The organism is Spirosoma terrae (assembly GCF_010435915.1).
GTDB lineage: Bacteria > Bacteroidota > Bacteroidia > Cytophagales > Spirosomataceae > Spirosoma > Spirosoma terrae.
The window spans coordinates 20,453-40,917 of the sequence record NZ_JAAFZH010000006.1 but is presented as its reverse complement, the minus strand read 5'-3'; the positions used below and the strand labels follow the sequence as shown (position 1 = coordinate 40,917).

Here is a 20,465-nt window from a genome sequence, read left to right as displayed (position 1 = left end):
GATGCCAGAAATGGCTGGTTGAACGGGGTTGACATTGAACTATGCGTTTGAAAAACAACGTAGCAATCTCCAGGTAAAGCCAGGGATTTGATCGCTGATAACAGCTACGTCAGAAACGCCCTTATCAATAATTGCGCGTAGTGGCTGCATTCGTCAACTGCTTCAACTGGAAACACGCAGTGCGCAGGTCAATGATTGACAGCTTTCGCCATAGTTTGAGCTTGTAGAAATAGAAAAGTGCTACGTCCCCCCTTGCTGTAGACGTAGCACTTTTCTATTAGCCGGTTAAATGAGCAAACACTACGGTTAAATGATTATTTCGCTACAGTTAACGTAGCCAATAATTCATCCAGCGATTCGAGCGTTGAGGTCAGCCCTTCCTGCATACCCATCTGAACAACGGTTTCTAAGTCCGCCAGCGAGTTAAACGTAACAACCGTTTGAACCAGTGCGTTCTCGCCCAGATCGGTGAACGTAACATCCCAGGTTGCCCGTGGCAGTTCGGTATTCAGATTACCGTCTTCGTCGCAAAAACCGTCCAGCGCCGTATAGGCGTCGATAGGCTGAATTTTTAAGTAATCCGTACGGCCCCAGTATTCGGTTCCGTCGGGTTCTACCATAGCGTATAGCCAATGGCCGCCTTCCCTAAAATCCATCGATTTGGTTTTAGTCGTCAGTGGCTTTGGGGCAAACCACTGGTTGAGTAGTTCGCTTTTGGTGTAGGCGTCCCAAACCAGTTGGCGGTTGGCCCGGAATTCGCGCCGGATGGTCATGGTGTTGTTTTCCTTGTTTACCAGGAAATCAAACTGTACGTTGTTCATGAGTTATTTGTTTTTAAGGGTATTTAAAAGGTCGTCGAGCTGGCTAAACCGATCTTCCCATATTTTCCGGAATTGCTCCAGCCATTTATCTATTTCTTTCATCTTGTCGATTTCGAGCTTATAGTAAATCTCCCGTCCCTGATGGTCAGGTTTTACGAGTTCACATTCGGTCAGTATCCGCAAATGTTTGGATACCGCTTGCCGGGTCGTGTCGAAATGTTCGGCAAGGGCGTTAGGCGTCATCGGTTGCAAGGCAATCAGCACCATAATAGCCCGTCGGGTTGGATCGGCAATTGCCTGAAAAATGTCTCTTCTCATAGCCTTGGGTTTATTGTGCAACTATATGGTTGCAAGTGTACGTGCAACTAATCGGTTTCGCAAGTTGATTTTGAAATTTTTAGTCGCTTAACGTTGGTTGTTTATCATCATTTACCACCACTAACTCCTCCTAAAACAGGAGGGGATACCCAAAAGCGACTTTTTTACGTACTCCCTCTATTATAGGAAGGGGGGAATAGAGGATGCTTATTTATCAGGATAGGCTGTAAGCAACGATTGGGCTTCCTGCGGGCTTATCTGCGAAATACAGCCATGCCGGGCTTCTGACGGAAAATCGACGTTTTCTTCAACCGTCCAGTGGAGCAGGTCGGGCGAGTAGGAGGCACCAAATCGATTGGTCATGCAATAATCATAGAGCAACAACCAGCCGGGTTTGACCGGATCTTTGATGACGGTTGGGCCTTCGGTAATGACCGGAACAATTTGCCCCTGATTCAGATGGCCGTCAATCACCGTGTAAGGCCCTTCCAGATTTTTTGACGTAGCCACTCGAATGGCGCGTCGTTCGCCGGTTTTAGCGCCAAATTCTTCTTCTTTATGGAAAAGGTAATACGTTCCCTGATGCTCCAGCAAGGTTCCGTCGATCACGGAATAAGCAGGCGCAAAGAAGACCTTGGCGGGCGTAAACGTTTTCCAGTCGCGGGTGCGGCTGTACCAGAGCCGGCTTTCTTTCCAGCCTGCATCTTTAAATGACGATGACCAGAATACTACGTAATCGCCGGTTTTGGCGTCGTAAAACCATTCGGGTGCCCAGATATTTCCGGCGAAGGCGCCCGACTCGTCTTTGGCATCTTTCATGAGTGGCAACGTGCCTTCAACCTGCCAATGAATCAGATCCTTCGACGTAATATACAGGCAGCTTGGCCCAACTTTCGCTCGATCCGTGCGATTACCCCCACCCGTCGACAAAATCCGCCAGACACCATCGGGGCCGCGCCGAACGTACGGGTCGCGAACGTGGTGATCCCAAACGGGTTTGTTGTCATTCAAGGGTGTCCAATGGCGTCCATCGGTCGATAAGGCAATGTGTAACTTGTTGATCAGCATGGGATCGGGCAGAGGAACCTCTACGGTGTTTCCCTTGGCGTCAATCTCGATACGTGTCGGGTAGCGTTGCCGGAAATAGGTCAGCATCCACACGTTTTTGTTGTTGTCGATTTTTAGCGATGGCTGAGAAGCTGGCTCGTTATTCGATTGAGCCAACGCCCCGGTCAGCGAGAAAAGCAATAGGAGCGATAGGGTGGTCAATTTCATTCCGCATCATGAGTAATACGAGAGGTGAAGACCATTTTTTCACCAATTCTACTGCTTTAACGCCAAACGGGAATGCGAATAGAGCTATCTGTATACCACCGGATACGTAGTGGTTCTTTAGCATCCTGTATGGTTTCGGTACTCGCGTCTTTGCCCGTTCCGTAGTTGAGCTGCGAGAACGGATTTTTATTGACGTTAACCGCTACTACCAAACGGCTTCCTTTGCTTAATTGCTTGCTAATCAGATGCGTGTTTGAAAAGTCGATAGTCGTTAACTCGCCGGGTTTGAGGAGGTTTCGTTTGGTCATGTCTTTGGCATAACTCGCCCGGCCGATGTAGTACGACAAGTGAAAATACTCGCCGGAGGGTGTCAGTTCATACAACGTAACGCCAAGGTCAACGTCTTTTTTATTGATACTGATTTTCAGTTGCCCAAGAAATGAGCCGTTCACAACCATTGGTTCTGTCAAGGCTTCACTGACATAAATAAAACCATTGCTGGTGTCTATTTCCGGGCGCGAAATAGGGTCGGGGTAGTAATTATTGTTGCTGGTTTCGCGATCCGCAAAATCGACCTGCTGGGCCAGATACGCTGTTTTAGCTGGTTTCTTTGACGAGAGCGAATAGAAAGCATTCTGTTTAGTATCGGTCAGATAAAACGTTAAAAAGTCATTGTGCATTTTATCGAGCGATGGCGCACTACGCCATGTATTGGCTCCCATCACTTCATAGTTGATTTTGTCCTTCAGCATTTCGGGCTTTTTACCGTTTTTCAGGATGTAATCAAACCATTGATACGTTATTTTCCTGATATCGAACAAGGCAACGGAATCGACTTTGTAGCCGTTTACCGTTCGTTCTCCGCCAATCTGGGTGCCGAAATGTCCGTAAGGGCCAATAACGAGATAGGCCGGGTTTTTAGGGTTATATTTTTGGAGTTCGCGCAGGTAATACAAACTTGAGTTCTGCGAATCGTTATAATAGCCATCGAAAGCCAGAACGGGAATGTTGATCTGGGCGAAATCGCGCTCATACGGTGCCATGTTCTGCCAGTAACGATCAAAATCAGGGTGGCTGATCCAGCGCTGAAACCATTTGTTGGGTGTGCCATCGATGCTGTCCATCTTGTTATAAGCCGCTCCACTTCGCCACCAGTCGAACATCATTGTCCGGAATCGTTTCCGGTCATTTCCCGCCAGCGTGTCGAGGTATTTGTTATTACCGACGTAGAACGACCATTCGTAATTAGGGTTCACAAACACATTGTTTTCCATCGGTAAACCCATGCCCGGCCGGTTTGCTACGTAGGGGACAATGGTTTTGAGCGCCGGATGCAACTTTTTACAGGCCGCCCATTGCGAAAAACCGTTGTAGCTGCCCCCAAACATACCAACGCTGCCATTGCACCACGGCTGTTTGCTGATCCAGTCGATCACATCATACGTATCGTTGGCCTCGTGTTCGTAGGGATAAATTTCGTTCGGACTGAACCGCTTTCCGCGCGTATAAGCAATCACACCTACGTAGCCGTTGTCGGCCGATTCTTTCAACGACTTCATATCCCGCCCTTTGTCGCGCACATAAATGGTAAACTGAAGCACAGCGGGCAACGGTTGCGTTACGTCTTTCTTTCGGACAACAATAGCCGATAGCGTAGCCCCATCGCGGGTTTTAATCAGTACGCTATCCTGAATGTCGTATGGACTGGAAAATGCTTCGGCCTTTGTGCTGGCCGTTTGTTGGGCGTATCCCAGATAAGCGGATAGAAGCAGGAGACAGGCAACTAGAATGCATTGATTTGTTTTCGGCATGCGTACTGGTAGAGCAATTGTGATTACTGTTTGCTGGTGCACTAAAACGGGCATGAGTTACGTAGCAACGGATTGTTTTACTACGTATCGACGCCCATTATAAAAGGCATGTTGGTGCTGCTGGTTAGCAACCGTAGTAGAAAGACGTACTTCCTGGTCAATAAGCTGCAAAAGACGGACGGTTTCCTGCACATTTTTAGATTTTTTGTCTGGAATCAGTTCTTTTATTTATCTTTGTTACTAAGATATTTAGTTGGTAAGATATGTCAAATAAAGATGTAGTAAGAAAACTAAGCCAATCGTATGCATACACATCCATTCAGATGCACGAAGCCGTTGCCCGAAAAGCTGGGCTATCGGGGACGGATCATAAATACCTGGGTTTTTTGATGCAAAAAGGGTCAATGACAGCCGGTGAACTGTCGATCCTGACGGGCTTGACAACGGGCGCGGTGACAGGTCTTATTGACCGATTCGAAAAGAAAGGTCTGGTGAAGAGGCAGTTTGCTCAGGACGACCGGCGAAAGGTGATTATTGTGCCCGACAACTCAGCCATCATGACTTTGCTGGAACCGCTCTACCGAACGTTTAGAAGCCAGTCAGAACAGCTTATTGCCTCATTTTCAGACGAAGAGCTGAACGTCATAGAGGCCTATTTTATAAAGGCGATTGACGTCATGAATGAAACAATCAATACGCTCAACGATAAACAACTGTAAAGAAAAAATCGAATGAACAACAAGATGAGCTATGTACTTGGGCTTCATGAAATCGATCAGACCAGGCTGGCAGAATTTGGTGGTAAAGGGGCAAATCTGGGCGAGTTAACCCGAATCAATGGCGTTCAGGTGCCCGATGGCTTTTGCGTTTCTACCGAAGCGTTTAATCAAGTTGTGTACGGAAATCCGTCAGTACAGGCGTTGCTGAGCCAGTTGTCGCTGCTGACAATCGAAGACCGGGGAAAAATTGCAGAACGTAGTGCTGAGCTACGTAGCGCTATCGAATCGATACAAATCCCTCAGGACCTTCGCGACGAAATTGTCAAATCCCTCGTCAGACTTGGTGAACAGGATGCCTATGCCGTCCGGTCCAGCGCCACGGCCGAAGATTTGCCGACGGCCTCGTTTGCAGGGCAGCAGGATACGTATCTGAATTGTATCGGTAAAGAGGCCATTCTACAGCATATTGTCAAGTGCTGGGCGTCGCTTTTTACGGAACGAGCCGTAATGTATCGCCTTCAAACGAACGCATCGGCGCTACAAGTTGATCAGCAGCAAGTTCAGCTGGCCGTGATTGTCCAGAAAATGATTTTCCCGGCGGTATCCGGTATTATGTTTACGGCCGATCCGGTCACGGCCAATAGAAAAGTCTTGTCAATTGATGCCAGCTTTGGCTTAGGCGAGGCTTTGGTCTCGGGCCTGGTGAATGCGGATAACTATAAAGTACGTAGCGGACAGATTATCGGGAAGAAACTATCGATCAAGAAGCTGGCTATTGCAGCGCTCAAAGAGGGCGGAACGAAAGAAGAGAGAATTGCGCCCGAGAAGCAGCGTAGTCAGGCCTTGTCGGATGAGCATATTGTACAGCTGGAATGTATCGGCAGAACCATTGAAGCTCATTTTGGCCGCCCACAGGACATCGAGTGGTGTCTGGTTGAGGATCAGTTCTATGTTGTTCAGAGTCGGCCAATTACGACGTTATACCCAATTCCGGAAGCCAATAATGGCGCTAATACCGAGCAAGGTCCGCGCATCTATGTATCGGTTGGGCATCAGCAAATGATGACCGATGCCATGAAACCGCTAGGGTTATCGGTCTGGCAGTTAAGTTCTGGCCGACCCATGCCGCAGGCTGGTGGCCGATTGTTTGTCGACGTAGCGGACGACCTGGCTTCACCAACCAGACGAGACGTTATTATCAATGTGCTGGGAAAATTCAATCCGCTCATCAAAGATGCGTTAACCACCATTCTGGAACGGGGAGATCTGATCCATTTGCCGCCCGACAGTCAGCAGGTAGTTTCTGATCAGGGCAATCAGGGACCGTCGTATGCCGATTATCAGACCCTGAAAGAGTTCGATCCCGCTATTGTTTCGGAGTTGATTGACCATAGTCAAACCCAGATAGCGGCCCTACAGCAGACTATTCAGGGTTTATCGGGAACGGATGTAGTTGAATTTATTGAGAATGATATTCAGCAGCCAAGAAGGTCGATGGCTAATCCGCAGAGTTTTGGCGTAATTATGACCGGAATGAATGCGTCGACCTGGATTAATGAGCATATTCAGAACTGGCTGGGCGACAAGAACGTAGCCGATACGCTGACGCAATCGGTGCCCCACAATGTTACGTCGGAAATGGGGTTGGCGCTCTTGGATGTTGCCGACGTAATACGTCCTTACCCCGTCATTATAGCCTATTTGCAGCAGGTTAGTCTTTCTCCGGAAAAACAGCCTGGTTTTTTAGATGGACTGGTGCAATTTGACGGCGGGCAAGAAGTCAGGAAGGCTATTGAGGCTTTCCTGACCAAATACGGGATGCGCTGTGTGGGGGAGATTGATATCACAAAAACCCGGTGGAGCGAAAAACCAGCGATTCTCATTCCCTTGTTGCTGGGTAATATTAAAAATTTTGGACCCGGTGCGGGTAAGCAGAAATTTGAGCAGGGGCGGCAGGAAGCGCTACGTAAAGAACAGGAACTGATGGAACGTTTACGGCAATTGCCCGATGGGGAGCAAAAAGCCAGCGAAACAAAACGAATGATTGACCTGGTTCGAAACTTTGCCGGTTATCGGGAATACCCTAAATACGACATCGTAAGTCGTTACGCTATCTATAAACAGGCACTCCTCAACGAAGCAGAACAACTCGTAAAGGCCGGTGTTATTCACGACAAAGAGGATATCTATTACCTCCGTTTTGAGGAGCTTCGGGACGTAGTGCGTACTCATAAGCTGGATTACAGCATTATTCGTGAGCGGAAAGACGAGTATAAACGGTTCGAAAAGCTAACACCCCCGCTTATTATGACGTCTGACGGTGAGGTTATTACGGGTCAGCATAACCGAGAAAATATGTCGGCAGATGCTATTGCTGGCCTGGCTGTTTCGTCGGGAACGGTAGAAGGGCGGGCGCGTGTCATTCTGGACCTGGAAAATGCCGATCTGGAGCCCGGCGATATATTGATTACGTCCTTTACTGACCCGAGTTGGACGCCTTTGTTTGTGTCTATTAAAGGTCTGGTGACCGAGGTTGGTGGTTTGATGACTCACGGAGCCGTGATCGCCCGCGAATATGGCTTACCGGCAATCGTGGGCGTGGATAATGCGACCAAACTTATTAAAGATGGACAACGGATTCGGCTGAATGGAACGGAAGGGTATGTAGAAATTCTGAGCTGACATGTCCTGATTCAGCCTAAGGTTCAGAATTCTTGTTACGTTTCGGTCGCTTTAAGAAATACGTATCAGTCAGGGTATTTCTATTTTCGTTTCCCTGTTTCAATACCGATGTATTCAAAATAATTTCCTTTCAACTGATACAAAAGATTGCGTTTTGATACAGTTCCCTGATCATCGACGACCGCAACGTAGACAAGTTTACGTTTTTCGTCGTAGCTAATCAACTCTACTGGTCGTTCGGGGCGGTCGACAACGCTGAAAAAATTGTACTCGACCCGAATGGAGTTTAGCTTCTCCGTTCGGGTTTTAAATAGCTCAACAGAGTCATTCAGTTTCCCGTTTTCGATTGTGAACGCGGAAATGGATTGTGCTACGTCGCGGTTGGAGTAGATACCGTTGGAGATCGCTAAATAGTAGTTTTTCTGGTTGATGCTGACGGTATACATTTTTGAGCAGTAACTTCCGGCGTCACCTTCTTCTGCTACGTATTTCAGGACTTTCGTAAATACCTTCCCGTTGTCGCTCCATTGATAAATTTCGTTGAAAAAATGCATGGTTCCACCCGTCCACGTATCCCAACTGTATATTCGGAATTTTCCATCAGCAGACGTATTGATAAAGCAGTAGCCTTTAGCGGTTAGTTTTTTAAAGGGATAGGTCAGCGTTGAGGGATTTGCTTTTAAATAGTTCGATAGCTCTTTCGCAAATTTGGCAGCGTTCTGTTCGGTTTTATCATAGTCGCTGTGTGCCAGTAATTTAGCATATAGTGATATGAGTTCATTTTCTTTCGTCGCCAGGGTTGCACTTTGTGCAGCGACTTTACCGGAAAGCAATACAGTTAGTAGAAAGAAATAGCGGACAAAGAGGTTTTTAAGCATTTTAGAAGTTAGCTGTATTGATAAGGTTGTCCCAGACAGCAGGGTGCCGCTTCGGCGATCCGATGGCTGGAACAACCTTATCACTTTCTTTAGTCAGGTTTTTGTAGTGGTTTGATAAGCAGACTGCACTACAAAACTAAAACTATACAGAAATACTTAGCTTGTTATCTACCAGGGAATTTCGCCCGTTTCAGGATTATATTCTTCACTGAAATAACGCCCGGTTGGACCATCCGCGCCAACGACAGCATATTTTACGATACGTTGCCCGGCTTCCTCTACGGTACCGGTGCCGCGATGATTATTGAAATCGGTGGCGATAAAACCCGGATCAACCGCGTTCACTTTAAAAGACGTATTACGCAGTTCGTAGGCAAGGTTGAGCGTATACATATTCAGCGCCGTTTTCGACGGTAAATAAACGGCTCCTTTGTGATTATAATACGGCCAGGTCGGATCGCTGTTGAGCGTGAGCGAAGCCATGCTTGAACTGACATTGACGATACGTGGCTCAGTTGAATTTTTCAGCAAGTCGATAAAGGCCTGCGTAACGCGCACAACGCCGAATAGATTGGTCTCAAACACGAGTTTAAAGGTATCTATACTGGCCGTAGTGGCTGTTTGCGGTAAACCTCCGCTAATACCCGCATTGTTGATGAGTACATCCAGTACGTTGGTTTTCGCGCCTATTTCAGCACGGGCGGCTTCTACGGATGCCTGATCGCTAACATCCAACTGGATGGCTGCTACGTTGGTTAACCCGTCCGCTTTAAGTTTCTCAACAGCTTGCAGGCCATTGGTTAACGTGCGGCTTCCTACATACACGTAATAGCCTTTTTGGAGTAACTGACGAGCGGTTTCGAAACCAATACTTTTATTGGCGCCGGTGATTAATACTGTTTTCATTGTCTCCCATTTTGATGAACAGTACAAAGGTTGCCGGTCTGAAAATGGGATCATTTGCCATATGGCAAAAAGCGTTTTAGCGTATGTTTTTGCGGATTCGGCTCAACGACGATTGCGTAATGCCCAGGTAAGAAGCCAGATAGGAGAGAGGAATTCGATTGGCGAGATGCGGAAATTTCTCCATAAACGTCAGATAACGCGTTGTTGCATCCTGTTCTACCAGCGGACTCCGCCGTTCCAGTTTTTCGATCAGCGCTTTGGAGAAAATTTTCTGCACAATCACATCCCAGCCAATAATGGTGCGCGAAATTTCGTCCCAGGCCTGTTTCGAAAAGATAAGGAGCTTACAATCCGTAACGGCCTGCACATATTCAGACGCTTCTATGTTGTTTTCAAAGCTCCTCATCTCAACCACCAGATGATGCTCGTCGAAGAAGTACCGGGTAATTTCCTCACCCTTGTTGTTGTAATAGCAGACGCGCATAACGCCCTCCAGAATAAAACCAACCCGACGTGGCACTTCTCCGGCTTCGGAAAAATACTCGTCTTTGCGAAGGGTGAGTTCGGTTGCTTTTCTGGAAACTAAGTCGATTTGCTGCTGGGTTAAACTGCCAAACTGCAGAATGAAATCGATGAAGTCGTTCATGGCTGCAAGGTAACGATAGTGCTACTTGTTGAATTTGCCAAATGGCAAAAAAACTATCAGTTAAACGACTGTCGGAATTCGAGCGGTGATACGTTGGTTTTGTTTTTAAACAGTTTATTGAACGACTGTGGATATTCAAAACCTAGCTGATAGGCGATTTCGCTAACGGTTAATGGGGTAGTGGTAAGTAGTTCCTTCGCCTTATCGATTAGCTTATTGTGAATATGTTGCTGGGTAGTTTGGCCGGTTAGCGAACGTAGCATATCGCTCAGATAATCAGGCGTAACATTCAGTTGCTGCGCTACGTATTGCACCGTTGGTAGCCCTGAAAACTGGACCTTTTCATCGTTGAAATAATCGGAAAGTAACTCATCAACGTTCGATAACAGATCGTGGTTATGCGCCTTTCGGGTGATGAATTGTCGGCTATAAAATCGGTTGGCGTAATTGAGCAGCAACTCGATGTGCGATACGATAATATCCTGGCTGAAATGGTCGATGTTTACCTTCAGTTCCTGATCGATCTGTTGGAATAACGAAATGATTGTGCTTTGCTCACTATCGGACAGATGCAGCGATTCGGCAAGGTTGTAGGAAAAATAACCGTAACTGCTAATCGTTTTGCCCAGCGTAAAATTCCGGATCAGGTCGGGTTTGAACAAGAGTAAATAGCCCGTAGTGGTTGCATTGGGAATTGGCTGCATTTTGAAAACCTGCCCCGGTTTGGTAAACGTCATGACGCCTTCATCGAAATCATAATCACGCTGTCCGTAAATCATTTTGCAGGTATGCGACTGTTTCAGCGCAACGCAATAAAAATCATGTGAAAAGTGCTTCCAAACGTCAGAATGACTGTAGTCCAGCAGGCTAACGTCCAGTACGCTTACCAGCGGATGCATGGGTTTAGGCAGCCTGAATAATTGATGCCATTCAGAAATAGATTGGATGATATGGGGAGATGCTACGTTGTTTTTCATTGGATAAAGTAGTTTCTGGAATAACCGTAAACTTGAAGAATGGGTTTGTACTGTTTACCACCCCCTGCCCCCTCCTAAAACAGGAGGGGAACGTACAGAAGCGAGCCGTTGCACAAACCCCCTCCTGTTTTAGGAGGGGGCAGGGGGTGGTAAAAAACCTACAACGTTGCCATATCAATAACAAACCGATACCGTACATCGCCTTTTTTTAACCGGTCGAAAGCGGTGTTGATGTCTTTCATATCGATCAGTTCAATATCCGAAACAATGTTGTGTTCGGCGCAGAAATCCAGCATGTCCTGCGTTTCCTGCAAGCCGCCCACACCCGAGCCCGTAATGGCTTTATTACCAGCAATAACTGAAAACGACGAAACTTCCCACGGTTTAGGTGGCAGGCCCAGGTTGATATACGTACCGTTTGTTTTCAGGATGGCCAGATACGGGTTGATGTCGTGATCAGCTGATACGGTGTCCAGCACAAAATCGAACGAATGGAAAATGGATTTCATCTGCTGTTCATCTTTTGACACCACAAAATGATGGGCTCGCAGTTCTTTGGCCGCTTCTTCTTTGTTCGGCGACGTACTGATCACCGTTACGTCGGCGCCCAGGGCTACGCCAAATTTCACTCCCATATGCCCCAGCCCGCCCAATCCGACAACCGCCAGTTTATGCCCTTTCCCCACGTTCCATTTACGTAGTGGCGACCACGTAGTGATGCCTGCGCACAGCAACGGCGCAACGGCCGCAAGGTCTAGTTTATCAGAAATGTGGTGGGTGAAATCTTCCTTGACTACAATTGTGTTTGAATAGCCGCCATAGGTTGGCTTGCCTTCTGCGTCCAGGTTGTTGTAGGTCTGCACCGGGCTGACCGAGCAAAACTGTTCATGCCCACTTTTACAATCTTCGCAGTGCCGGCACGAATCGACAATGGTGCCAACACCCGCCGTATCACCAACCTTGAATTTCGTTACGTGTTCGCCTACAGCGATGATTTTACCCACAATTTCGTGGCCAGGAACCAGTGGGAAAATGCTGATACCCCAATCGTTGTGAACGTTGTGAATATCGGTATGACAAACGCCACAGTACAAAATCTGGACTTGCACATCATGTGGGCCTACATCTCGCCGGTCAAAGTTCCAGGGCTCTAATTGGGCATCTTGCGTAAAGGCTGCATATGCTTTTGCTTGTATCATAACTTCAGTTGGTTTACAGCACAAATGTCGCCTGAAGACGTAGCGGTTACCGTATCCAAATCCCCACAAGTTGTATCCAGAAAAGAACCCATTGCCGTTTCTACGTGGATGCTCGAAACGCGTCTATGATACGTAGTAAGATGAGCATGCTCATACATTATGGGCTTTGCCCTTGACTACGTTCTTAATCGTAACCCCTGCATGATGTCGCTGCGACTTAGTTGTAGAACCTGTCCCGGTACCATATTGTCGGCGGTTAAATCTTCAATGGCCCAACGGACCAGACGTAGCGTAGGAAAGCCGACAGCGGCCGTCATTCGGCGTACCTGCCGGTTTTTGCCTTCATGGAGCGAAATAGAAAGCCACGAGGTTGGAATATTGGCCCGATAACGGATCGGTGGAGTTCGCTCAGGAAGATTAGGATCGACTAATGGGCGGGCGTCGGCGGGCAACGTATGATACGCTTTCCCATCGACCGAAATGGTGACGCCCGCTGAGAGTTGTTGACAGGCTTCCGTCGTCAACGTACCGTCGACCTGTACGTAATACGTCCTGTTATGCCGGAATTTCGGGTTGAGTAAGCGATGGTTTAGTTGTTTATCGCTTGTCAGAAGCAGTAACCCTTCACTATCCGAATCCAGTCGGCCAACTGGATAAACGTCTTTGGCGAAATCATAGTCCAGGTCGGCCAGCGTCGGTTTATCGCCTTCCCGCGAAAACTGCGACAGCATTAGGTAGGGTTTATAAATGAGAAAATAGTCTGAACCGGGATTCACAGGATTGAAATGATTTTCAGGATTTTGCTTTGGACAAGTCTAGTTGACGATTAACGAGAGTAGGGATGGCGGGAAAGAGATATGCTGATTCCAATTTTTTAATCTCTGCGCAAAGCTTTGAAGTTATTTCAATCCTGGGGCGGTTCAGAAAGAGATAACCAGACTGGGCAGTGATCGGCATGAACGGCATCGGGAAGCATCCGGCAATCGACGAGCTGATCGCGCAGGTTATCGGTGATCGACGCATAATCGATTCGCCAGCCTTTATTATTGCTCCGCGCCCCAGCCCGATAGCTCCACCAACTGTACGCTACGTCTTCCGGATGTTTGTAGCGAAAGGAATCCGTTATACCAGCACCAAACCACTGATCCATCCAGGCGCGTTCTTCGGGAAGAAAACCAGTTGTGTTTTTATTGCGGACGGGGTCGTGAATGTCGATGGCGGTATGGGCGATATTGTAATCACCAACAACAATCAGCTTCGGTCGGGTTTTTCGCAGTTCCTGCACGTAGTCGTAGAAATCCCGCAGAAATTCCATTTTGACACCCTGGCGTAGCTCACCTGACGTACCTGATGGGAAATAGCAATTGAGCAACGTGAGGTCGTCAAAATCGGTGCGGAGAATCCGGCCTTCGCAATCATAAACCGCCAGGCCGCAGCCCATCACTACGTTAGTTGGGGCAATTTTGGAGAACGTAGCAACTCCCGAATAGCCTTTCTTTTCCGCTGCATGCCAATGATACTGATAGCCAAGTTCTTCAAAAGCGGCTAAATCAACCACATCGGCAGTTGCTTTAACCTCCTGAAAGCACAGAATGTCGAAATTGTGTTGTGCCAACCAGTCGATCAGTCCATTACGGATGGCTGCCCGGATGCCGTTGATATTATAGGAGATAAGTTGCATTCAACTAATTATAGAGTTAGGCAAGAGAGCTAGTTATCTCTTGCTTCATTACGTTTTTTTACTTCATCAATGATTTCAATCAGTATGTAGTTTACCCTGTTTCGGTTAGCGATAGCTACAAAATCCAAAAACTCTGAACTTTCTACATCCATGAGGGTCGGGAAATAGTTATGGCTCTTGGGAGCTTTGGTGGACTTCCAATTAAACCATAATACAGTCTACGAAGCTTAATAAAAACCTCCCACCGTTCTTCTGGAGTCATGGCTGCTTGATCTCGGATCTGATCCTGGTGGGGGTCGTTCATATGGGAATAAAACGTGATTCGTCGTTTCTGTGTCATAAGCATTGGTAGTTCAGGAGAATACTCGACGGTAGGAAACCAGTATCCTCCTGATGGCAATAAAATTAACCCGCTACAAGCTCGTCTTTCGGAGCTTTCGACCGGGTGTTGTCGTTAAATAACAGCACGAACAGCAGCAGGACAACGGCGGCAATACCTGCTGGAACCATCCAGACGGCCAGCCAGTCTTTACTGCCATCCGGACGGGTATACATATCGAGTACGATCCCCGAAATCTTGGAGCCAATCCCCATACCGATCCCGTAGGTAGCCAGCGAAATCAGCCCTTGCGCCGACGATTTGATTTTTTCGCCCGCTTTGTTGTCGGTATAGATTTGACCCGTTACAAAGAAGAAATCGTAGCATACGCCGTGCAGGACGATAGCAATATAGAGCAGCCATTCGCCCGAGCCACCGTCGCCGTAACCGAAGCCGATAAACCGGATTATCCAGGCGATCAGACCAACGATCAGCATTTTTTTGACACCCAGACGCGTGTAGGCGAGCGGAATCAGGAGCATGAAAATAACTTCCGATGCCTGGCCCAGTGACATTTTATTCTCCACATTCTGCATACCCCCATCAGTCAGCGATGGGTTGGCCATTGCGTAATAAAACGAAAGCGGAATACAGATCAGCACCGACGACAGGAAGAAAATAGCGAACGAACGGTCTTTAAAGAGCTTGAAGGCGTCCAGGCCCAGAATCTGGGAAAATGATGTCGACGTAGTGGCTTTTGGAGGAGTATCGGGTAAGAAAAAGGAAAAAATACCCAGTGCGGCCGCCGAATACATGGATAACTGGAAGATGGTCACTTTATCGCCGAAACCATAATAGCCAACAATATTGGTGACGATGATCCAGGCAACGGTACCCAGCACCCGAATGCCGGGGAATTCTTTTTCAGGGGTACTCATCTGTTGCATCGCAATGGACGTTGTCAGAGCGAGTGTTGGCGCAAAGGTGATACAGTAGGCAAGAATCAGATAGAAGAAATTGTCTGCTTCCGTATTTTGGGTGATAAAGTACAACACGGCAGCGCCAAGCAGATTAAGTACGCCGAGCACTTTCTGGGCAGCAAAATAGCGGTCGGCAATCATCCCAACGAAAAAAGGAGCAATAATCATCGCCAGTGAAAAAGCCGCATATGCATTCCCGACCTGATCGCCGGTGGCATGAAGTTCGGTTAATAAATATTTACTCATCTGGCCGTACCAGGCTCCCCAGACAAAAAACTGGAGGAACATCATAGCCGAAAGCTTGACGCGGGTCGTTAGTAACATTGGAACGAATTGACAGTTAATTTTTGAATTGATGAAGGTAGAAAACACTCGTCAGGCCTGCAAGCCGAGCCGACCTGAAAGTTTCCGTTTAGGCGCGAATGGGGCGTTTTTGCGGAGAGTTTAGCGAAAAGTATGCTCGTCTTTCAAACTGGGTTCCTGTATCTTTGAACAACGCTTACTAAACAAATTCATGAAAAAAGAACTAACAGCGCTGGTTGCCTTTCTGGCTATTCCGGCTTTAACCTTAGCGCAGACAGCCAGCGAAATCATTGATAAAAATATTGCTGCTGTGGGCGGTGCCGATAAAATAGCGGCTGTCAAAACGCTTCAGTACGACCAGGGTATAAACCTGATGGGCATGGACATGACCGGAAAAGTGACGGTTGTGGTCGGCAAATCGTCGCGGAATGATATTTCGGTAATGGGTCAGCAAATCACTACGGTGGTCGATGGTGATAAAGGATGGACCGTGAATCCAATGCAGGGGGCCGCAACTCCTCAGGCATTGCCCGACGAGCAGGTGAAGATGCAGAAAGGGACTACCTACGTAGTGGGAGCCGATCTGGCAACGGCAAAAGAACTCAAGTTTCCGGTTGAACTGGTTGGTAAGGAAAAATTCAACGATAAAGATGTATTCAATCTGAAAGTGACCCGGCCTGAAGGCGTAGCGAACTACTACGTAGATGCCAGTACGTATCAGTTACTGGGTATGAAGGCAACGGTTTCTGTTCAGGGACAGGCGGGAGAAGTGAAGATACAGTATGCTGATTTTAAGAAGGTAGATGATCTGACGGTTCCGTCTACGCTGGAATTAAATAGCCCAGGAATGCCGGGGGCCCTAACCATGACCTTATCGAATATGGTTTTCAATCCCACAGTCGATTCGGCGATTTTCGCCATGCCGAAATGAGCCATGTTCTCGTACTCGAAACAAAAAGCGGGGCTGATATTTTCAGCCCCGCTTTTTGTTTAAAACAGGTCGCTTATGCGGTCAGTTTTGCGTTAACTCCTTCGCTGATTACGTTGATTGTTTCCCGGTTGAATGCCGGAATATCGTCGGGGTTGCGGCTAGTGATGAGGTTCCCATCCACAACGACCTCCTGGTCTACCCAGTTTGCACCCGCGTTTTTGAGATCTGTCTGAATCGAAGGGTAGGAGGTCAGTTTGCGTCCATCGACTACGTCCGCTTCAACCAGTAACGTAGGGGCATGGCAGATGGCGGCTACGGGTTTCTGTTGGTCGAAAAAATGTTTGATAAACTGAACCGCCTTAGATTCCATACGGAGTTTGTCGGGATTCATAACGCCACCGGGCAGCAACAGCGCATCGTACTGCGATGGGTCGGCTCCCGCCAGCGGAAGGTCAACGTCAAACGATTCGCCCCACTCCGTTTCGTCCCAGGCTTTTATGCTTCCGCCCTTGGGAGCAACGATATGGACCGTAGCGCCAGCCTCTTCTAAAGCCTGCCGTGGCTCCGTCAATTCCACCTGTTCAAAGCCTTCCGTCATCAAGGCTGCTATTTTCTTACCGTGCAGTTTTTGCTGATTTTCCATGATCGTTGAGTTAATGATAAATGTCTGTAGTATTAGTAGGATAACTGGTCGATTAACCAGAAGGTTATGAAAAATAGATACTGAGTGCTTTAGCCTGGTTCTATTTTCAGTGAAAGCATTTATCAATAGGAATAGGTAAATTCCGGGAGCTCTACACTCTTGATAAAGAGGTATGTGCGTGAGCGTGAAGCTTTTTGATGCGTTGTTGCTCGGGTGTCCACAAACCGTTGATACCTCATTTATCCTAATCCTTTTTTATCAATCGTATGACTGAATACCAAACGCCCAAAGACCGGGCCTACACAGAAACTCTGATTAATTCGGCAAAAAAGGAAGCCAATGCGTTTCTGAATCTTAAATATACGGCCGAGCGAAAAGACGGAGTGATCCCCGTCAAGTACCGGGAACTGATGTCGATAGCGGTTGCGCTGACTACGCAATGCGCTTACTGTATTGAATCGCATATCAATAATGCCGTTGAAGCGGGAGCTACTCGCGAAGAAATTGCCGAAACGCTTTTCATTGCCGCTGCACTTCGGGCTGGCGGGGCCGTAGGCACCGGGCTGATGGCTATGCGGATGTTTGAAGAAGCCAGTGTGAAAATTCCTGAACAGAAGTAGTGCTGCCACTGACAGGCTCCCGACTGATCATCGAAGTCCGCCTTTGAACAGACGTAACGCTCATGAAGTACACAAGTCTCAACAATCGGATTCGTGTACGGGTTAAAGCGTATATGAGTTCCTAACAACAAATAACGATGAGCAACACAGGACTTTGGTGGACAGTGGCTGGGATAGGGGCTGCCTTTGCCGCAAAAGCTTTTCTCGACAAAAAAAGACGTATCGATTTTCACGATAAAACGGTCGTCATTACCGGCGGATCGCGTGGATTGGGGCTGGTGCTGGCTCGACAATTTGTAGAGCAAGGAGCGAACGTAGCGATTTGCGCACGGGATCAGGACGAGCTGAGTCGGGCCCAAACCGATTTGCGATATCGGGGTGCCGATGTGTTTACCTATGCCTGCGATATCACCGTTAAAGAAGAGGCTGAGCAGTTTGTACGGGCAGTAGGGCAGGTGCTCGGGTCTATCGACGTACTGGTCAATAATGCCGGTACAATCGTGGTAGGACCACTTGAGCACATGACCGAAAGCGATTTTCGGGAAGCAATGGAAAGCAATTTATGGTCAGCTTTCAATATGATAAATGCCGTGTTGCCCCAAATGAAAAAAGCGCGGGCCGGACGTATCGTTAATGTTACGTCCTTCGGTGGTAAGGTTGCCATTCCGCATCTGGCACCTTATTCGGTCAGTAAGTTTGCGTTTGTTGGCTATTCGGAAGCGTTACGTTCCGAACTATTGAAAGAAGGGATTTACGTAACAACCATCTGTCCTGGACTAATCCGTACGGGCAGTGCACGGAATGCTATCTTTAAAGGGCAGAATGAGAAAGAGTACACGGTTTTTAAAATCAGCGATTCCATACCGTTTTTTACCATTGCCGCCGACGACTGTGCCCGTCAGATCATTGAATCCTGCCGACTGGGAGAAGCCGATCGCGTTATTACGTTACCGGCCAAAATTGCCACCGCTCTACACGGTCTTGCACCGGGTTTAGTGACCGATATGCTGGCTCTATTCAATACCTTACTACCCGCTCCGGGAGGCATTGGCGAGCAACGTACCGTTGGCAAAGCCAGCGAAACATGGCTGTCCGAATCGATCCTGACCCGCCTAACCGACGAAGCCGCCGTTGAGAATAATGAGATGTAGTTTATGGTTTATAGTTTTCGGTTTATAGTTTTCGGTTTATAGTTTTTGGTTTATGGTTTATAGTTTATGGTTTATAGTTTTCGGTTTATAGTTTATGGTTTATAGTTTTTGGTTTATAGTAGCTGACGCAATATACTTGCTGACGCGTCAGCCACTATAAACTATAAACTATAAACTATTTCCCCACGCCAGCTTCGGCCAGCAGTAACAGAAGAATGCGTTGAATACCCAGATACCCTTTGTCGTTCAGCCACCACTCGTTGAGCGCGTGTTCGCCACCGCCGATGCCACCGCTACCGATTGTTACGGCCGGAATGCCCAGTGCAATAGGGGTATTCGCATTGGTAGAAGCAACTTCCAGATGAGGCTCGGCATTCAGAAATTTAGATACGGCCATAGCCCGCTGGACAATAGGAGTCGTTGCTTCGATTCGGCCCGACGGACGGTCGCCGATTTTCTTTACGTCGACGGTGAGGTCCGGCCCCTGGCGTTTGATGCTGTTTTCTTCTTTTAGGGCGCGCTGGACAGCTGTCTGTAATAACTGATCGACCTGATTCAGCTTCTCCGGACTTTCGGATCGCATATCGATTTCGGCCCACGATTCGTAGGGGATGGCGTTTACGGAGGTACCGCCACCAATAACACTCACGCTATAAGTCGTTTTGATGCCCTGCCGGGTCACTTTGTCGGCTTCGGTGGTAAAGTGATAAATCGCTTTTCCGAGTGCGCTGTGCGGATTGACGATACCAAAAGAACCATACGAATGGCCGCCGGGGCCTTTGAACGTAACGCGGTAGCGATGCGACCCTAATCCGCGATGCGTAATGGTGCTGATACCATCGCCATCAACAGCAATATAGGAGTCGGGTTTAATGCCGCCATCTTTACGTAGCAAATGTTTTACACCGCGTAAATCGCCTAATCCTTCTTCGCCAACGGCTCCCACAAACAGAACGTCGGCATCGGTCTCAATACCCACCTTTCCCATGCCTTTCAGCACCGCCAGAATGGCAGTCAGTCCCCGTGTATCGTCACCCACACCTGGTGCGTAGAGTGTATCACCTTTCGGTTTGATTTTAACATCGGTGCCTTCAGGGAAAACCGTATCGAGGTGGGCTTCCACGACCACCGTTTTCTTGCCGGAGCGTCCTTTGCGTTTGGCCAGTACGTTGTTGACCTCATCGATCCATACAGAATCAGCCCCGGCTTCTTTTATCATAGCCGCAAATTTTTTCGCCCGTACCTGCTCCTTAAACGGCGGAGAGGGTGTTTCTGTCAGCGTAATTAAATCCTGTTTTGTTTGTGGCTCCAGATCAATGAAGGTTTGAAACGCTTTTTTGACGGCGGGGAGATCGGTTAGTTTTTTGATTTCATCCGTATAGCGTTTGTCGATGGGGGGAGCCGGAGCGTCCTGCGCCCGGACGAACGTTGTTGTCGAACTGAGGAGTAAAAACGAGAGAGCAGCCGGAGCTAGTAGTCGATGCATAAATGAGTTGATGATAAACGTGCTGAAACAAATACGTAGTTGTACTTTTAGTGCGACCCGCTTATTATTCTGTTTGCAGACTTAGATTTATAGTGAAAATTCGTTGAAACGGTTGTAAA

Annotated in this window: 21 protein-coding genes; 5 read left to right on the top strand and 16 right to left on the bottom strand. The window is 47.9% G+C overall.

Annotated features, from left to right (window positions below):
- Positions 1 to 314: 314 nt before the first annotated feature.
- The 5 genes from GK108_RS15080 to GK108_RS31390 all read right to left on the bottom strand — a co-directional run bounded on the left by GK108_RS15080 (position 315) and on the right by GK108_RS31390 (position 4,417).
- Positions 315 to 821 carry an SRPBCC family protein gene (locus GK108_RS15080; protein ID WP_163949826.1) on the bottom strand — a complete coding sequence of 169 codons (507 nt, stop codon included), beginning with the start codon at positions 819 to 821 and terminating at the stop codon, positions 315 to 317.
- Positions 822 to 824: 3 nt separating this feature from the next.
- Entirely contained in the window at positions 825 to 1,139 is a 315-nt protein-coding gene (locus GK108_RS15075) for an ArsR/SmtB family transcription factor (protein ID WP_163949821.1), read from the bottom strand.
- Positions 1,140 to 1,346: 207 nt separating this feature from the next.
- Positions 1,347 to 2,414 (bottom strand): glycoside hydrolase family 43 protein, encoded by a 1,068-nt coding sequence (locus GK108_RS15070; protein WP_163949818.1) that lies wholly within the window; start codon positions 2,412 to 2,414, stop codon positions 1,347 to 1,349.
- 56 nt (positions 2,415 to 2,470) lie between these two features.
- Positions 2,471 to 4,225 carry a CocE/NonD family hydrolase gene (locus tag GK108_RS15065; RefSeq protein ID WP_163949815.1) on the bottom strand — a complete coding sequence of 585 codons (1,755 nt, stop codon included), beginning with the start codon at positions 4,223 to 4,225 and terminating at the stop codon, positions 2,471 to 2,473.
- Between the two features lie 57 nt (positions 4,226 to 4,282).
- Complete coding sequence (locus GK108_RS31390; RefSeq protein ID WP_262887423.1) at positions 4,283 to 4,417, bottom strand: hypothetical protein; 135 nt, start codon at positions 4,415 to 4,417, stop codon at positions 4,283 to 4,285.
- 71 nt (positions 4,418 to 4,488) lie between these two features.
- Here GK108_RS31390 and GK108_RS15060 point away from each other — a divergent pair, with 71 nt between their 5' ends.
- Positions 4,489 to 4,944, top strand: coding sequence for a MarR family winged helix-turn-helix transcriptional regulator (locus GK108_RS15060; protein WP_163949812.1), 456 nt, complete (start codon positions 4,489 to 4,491; stop codon positions 4,942 to 4,944).
- Between the two features lie 24 nt (positions 4,945 to 4,968).
- Positions 4,969 to 7,626, top strand: a complete 2,658-nt coding sequence (gene ppsA / locus GK108_RS15055) for a phosphoenolpyruvate synthase (protein WP_163949808.1) — start codon at positions 4,969 to 4,971, stop codon at positions 7,624 to 7,626.
- 80 nt (positions 7,627 to 7,706) lie between these two features.
- Here ppsA and GK108_RS15050 read toward each other — a convergent pair whose 3' ends face one another.
- From GK108_RS15050 to GK108_RS15015, 9 genes are all read right to left on the bottom strand, one after another.
- Positions 7,707 to 8,504, bottom strand: coding sequence for a hypothetical protein (locus tag GK108_RS15050; RefSeq protein WP_163949806.1), 798 nt, complete (start codon positions 8,502 to 8,504; stop codon positions 7,707 to 7,709).
- A gap of 168 nt (positions 8,505 to 8,672) precedes the next feature.
- Positions 8,673 to 9,410, bottom strand: coding sequence for an SDR family oxidoreductase (locus tag GK108_RS15045; RefSeq protein WP_163949803.1), 738 nt, complete (start codon positions 9,408 to 9,410; stop codon positions 8,673 to 8,675).
- 76 nt (positions 9,411 to 9,486) lie between these two features.
- Positions 9,487 to 10,056 carry a Crp/Fnr family transcriptional regulator gene (locus GK108_RS15040; RefSeq protein ID WP_163949800.1) on the bottom strand — a complete coding sequence of 190 codons (570 nt, stop codon included), beginning with the start codon at positions 10,054 to 10,056 and terminating at the stop codon, positions 9,487 to 9,489.
- 56 nt (positions 10,057 to 10,112) lie between these two features.
- The gene (locus GK108_RS15035; protein WP_163949796.1) at positions 10,113 to 11,033 is read right to left on the bottom strand and encodes a helix-turn-helix domain-containing protein; all 921 of its coding nucleotides are present in this window, start codon (positions 11,031 to 11,033) and stop codon (positions 10,113 to 10,115) included.
- Between the two features lie 158 nt (positions 11,034 to 11,191).
- Positions 11,192 to 12,232 (bottom strand): NAD(P)-dependent alcohol dehydrogenase, encoded by a 1,041-nt coding sequence (locus GK108_RS15030; RefSeq protein ID WP_163949794.1) that lies wholly within the window; start codon positions 12,230 to 12,232, stop codon positions 11,192 to 11,194.
- A gap of 176 nt (positions 12,233 to 12,408) precedes the next feature.
- Positions 12,409 to 13,008, bottom strand: a complete 600-nt coding sequence (locus GK108_RS15025; protein WP_163949792.1) for a pseudouridine synthase — start codon at positions 13,006 to 13,008, stop codon at positions 12,409 to 12,411.
- A gap of 128 nt (positions 13,009 to 13,136) precedes the next feature.
- Positions 13,137 to 13,913 carry an exodeoxyribonuclease III gene (locus GK108_RS15020; protein WP_163949789.1) on the bottom strand — a complete coding sequence of 259 codons (777 nt, stop codon included), beginning with the start codon at positions 13,911 to 13,913 and terminating at the stop codon, positions 13,137 to 13,139.
- Positions 13,914 to 13,942: 29 nt separating this feature from the next.
- Positions 13,943 to 14,065, bottom strand: coding sequence for a hypothetical protein (locus GK108_RS31385; protein WP_262887422.1), 123 nt, complete (start codon positions 14,063 to 14,065; stop codon positions 13,943 to 13,945).
- A gap of 253 nt (positions 14,066 to 14,318) precedes the next feature.
- The gene (locus GK108_RS15015) at positions 14,319 to 15,536 is read right to left on the bottom strand and encodes an MFS transporter (RefSeq protein WP_163949786.1); all 1,218 of its coding nucleotides are present in this window, start codon (positions 15,534 to 15,536) and stop codon (positions 14,319 to 14,321) included.
- Positions 15,537 to 15,726: 190 nt separating this feature from the next.
- Here GK108_RS15015 and GK108_RS15010 point away from each other — a divergent pair, with 190 nt between their 5' ends.
- Complete coding sequence (locus tag GK108_RS15010; RefSeq protein WP_163949784.1) at positions 15,727 to 16,446, top strand: DUF4292 domain-containing protein; 720 nt, start codon at positions 15,727 to 15,729, stop codon at positions 16,444 to 16,446.
- Positions 16,447 to 16,519: 73 nt separating this feature from the next.
- Here the strand turns inward: GK108_RS15010 and GK108_RS15005 are convergent, their stop codons facing one another.
- Positions 16,520 to 17,089 (bottom strand): type 1 glutamine amidotransferase domain-containing protein, encoded by a 570-nt coding sequence (locus GK108_RS15005; RefSeq protein ID WP_163949780.1) that lies wholly within the window; start codon positions 17,087 to 17,089, stop codon positions 16,520 to 16,522.
- A gap of 266 nt (positions 17,090 to 17,355) precedes the next feature.
- On the opposite strand from GK108_RS15005, the gene GK108_RS15000 reads away from it, so the two are divergent.
- Together GK108_RS15000 and GK108_RS14995 are read left to right on the top strand one after the other, a co-directional pair.
- The gene (locus tag GK108_RS15000) at positions 17,356 to 17,709 is read left to right on the top strand and encodes a carboxymuconolactone decarboxylase family protein (RefSeq protein WP_163949777.1); all 354 of its coding nucleotides are present in this window, start codon (positions 17,356 to 17,358) and stop codon (positions 17,707 to 17,709) included.
- Between the two features lie 137 nt (positions 17,710 to 17,846).
- Positions 17,847 to 18,860, top strand: coding sequence for an SDR family NAD(P)-dependent oxidoreductase (locus tag GK108_RS14995; RefSeq protein ID WP_163949773.1), 1,014 nt, complete (start codon positions 17,847 to 17,849; stop codon positions 18,858 to 18,860).
- Positions 18,861 to 19,035: 175 nt separating this feature from the next.
- Here GK108_RS14995 and GK108_RS14990 read toward each other — a convergent pair whose 3' ends face one another.
- Positions 19,036 to 20,346 carry a M20/M25/M40 family metallo-hydrolase gene (locus tag GK108_RS14990; RefSeq protein ID WP_163949769.1) on the bottom strand — a complete coding sequence of 437 codons (1,311 nt, stop codon included), beginning with the start codon at positions 20,344 to 20,346 and terminating at the stop codon, positions 19,036 to 19,038.
- Positions 20,347 to 20,465: the final 119 nt, after the last annotated feature.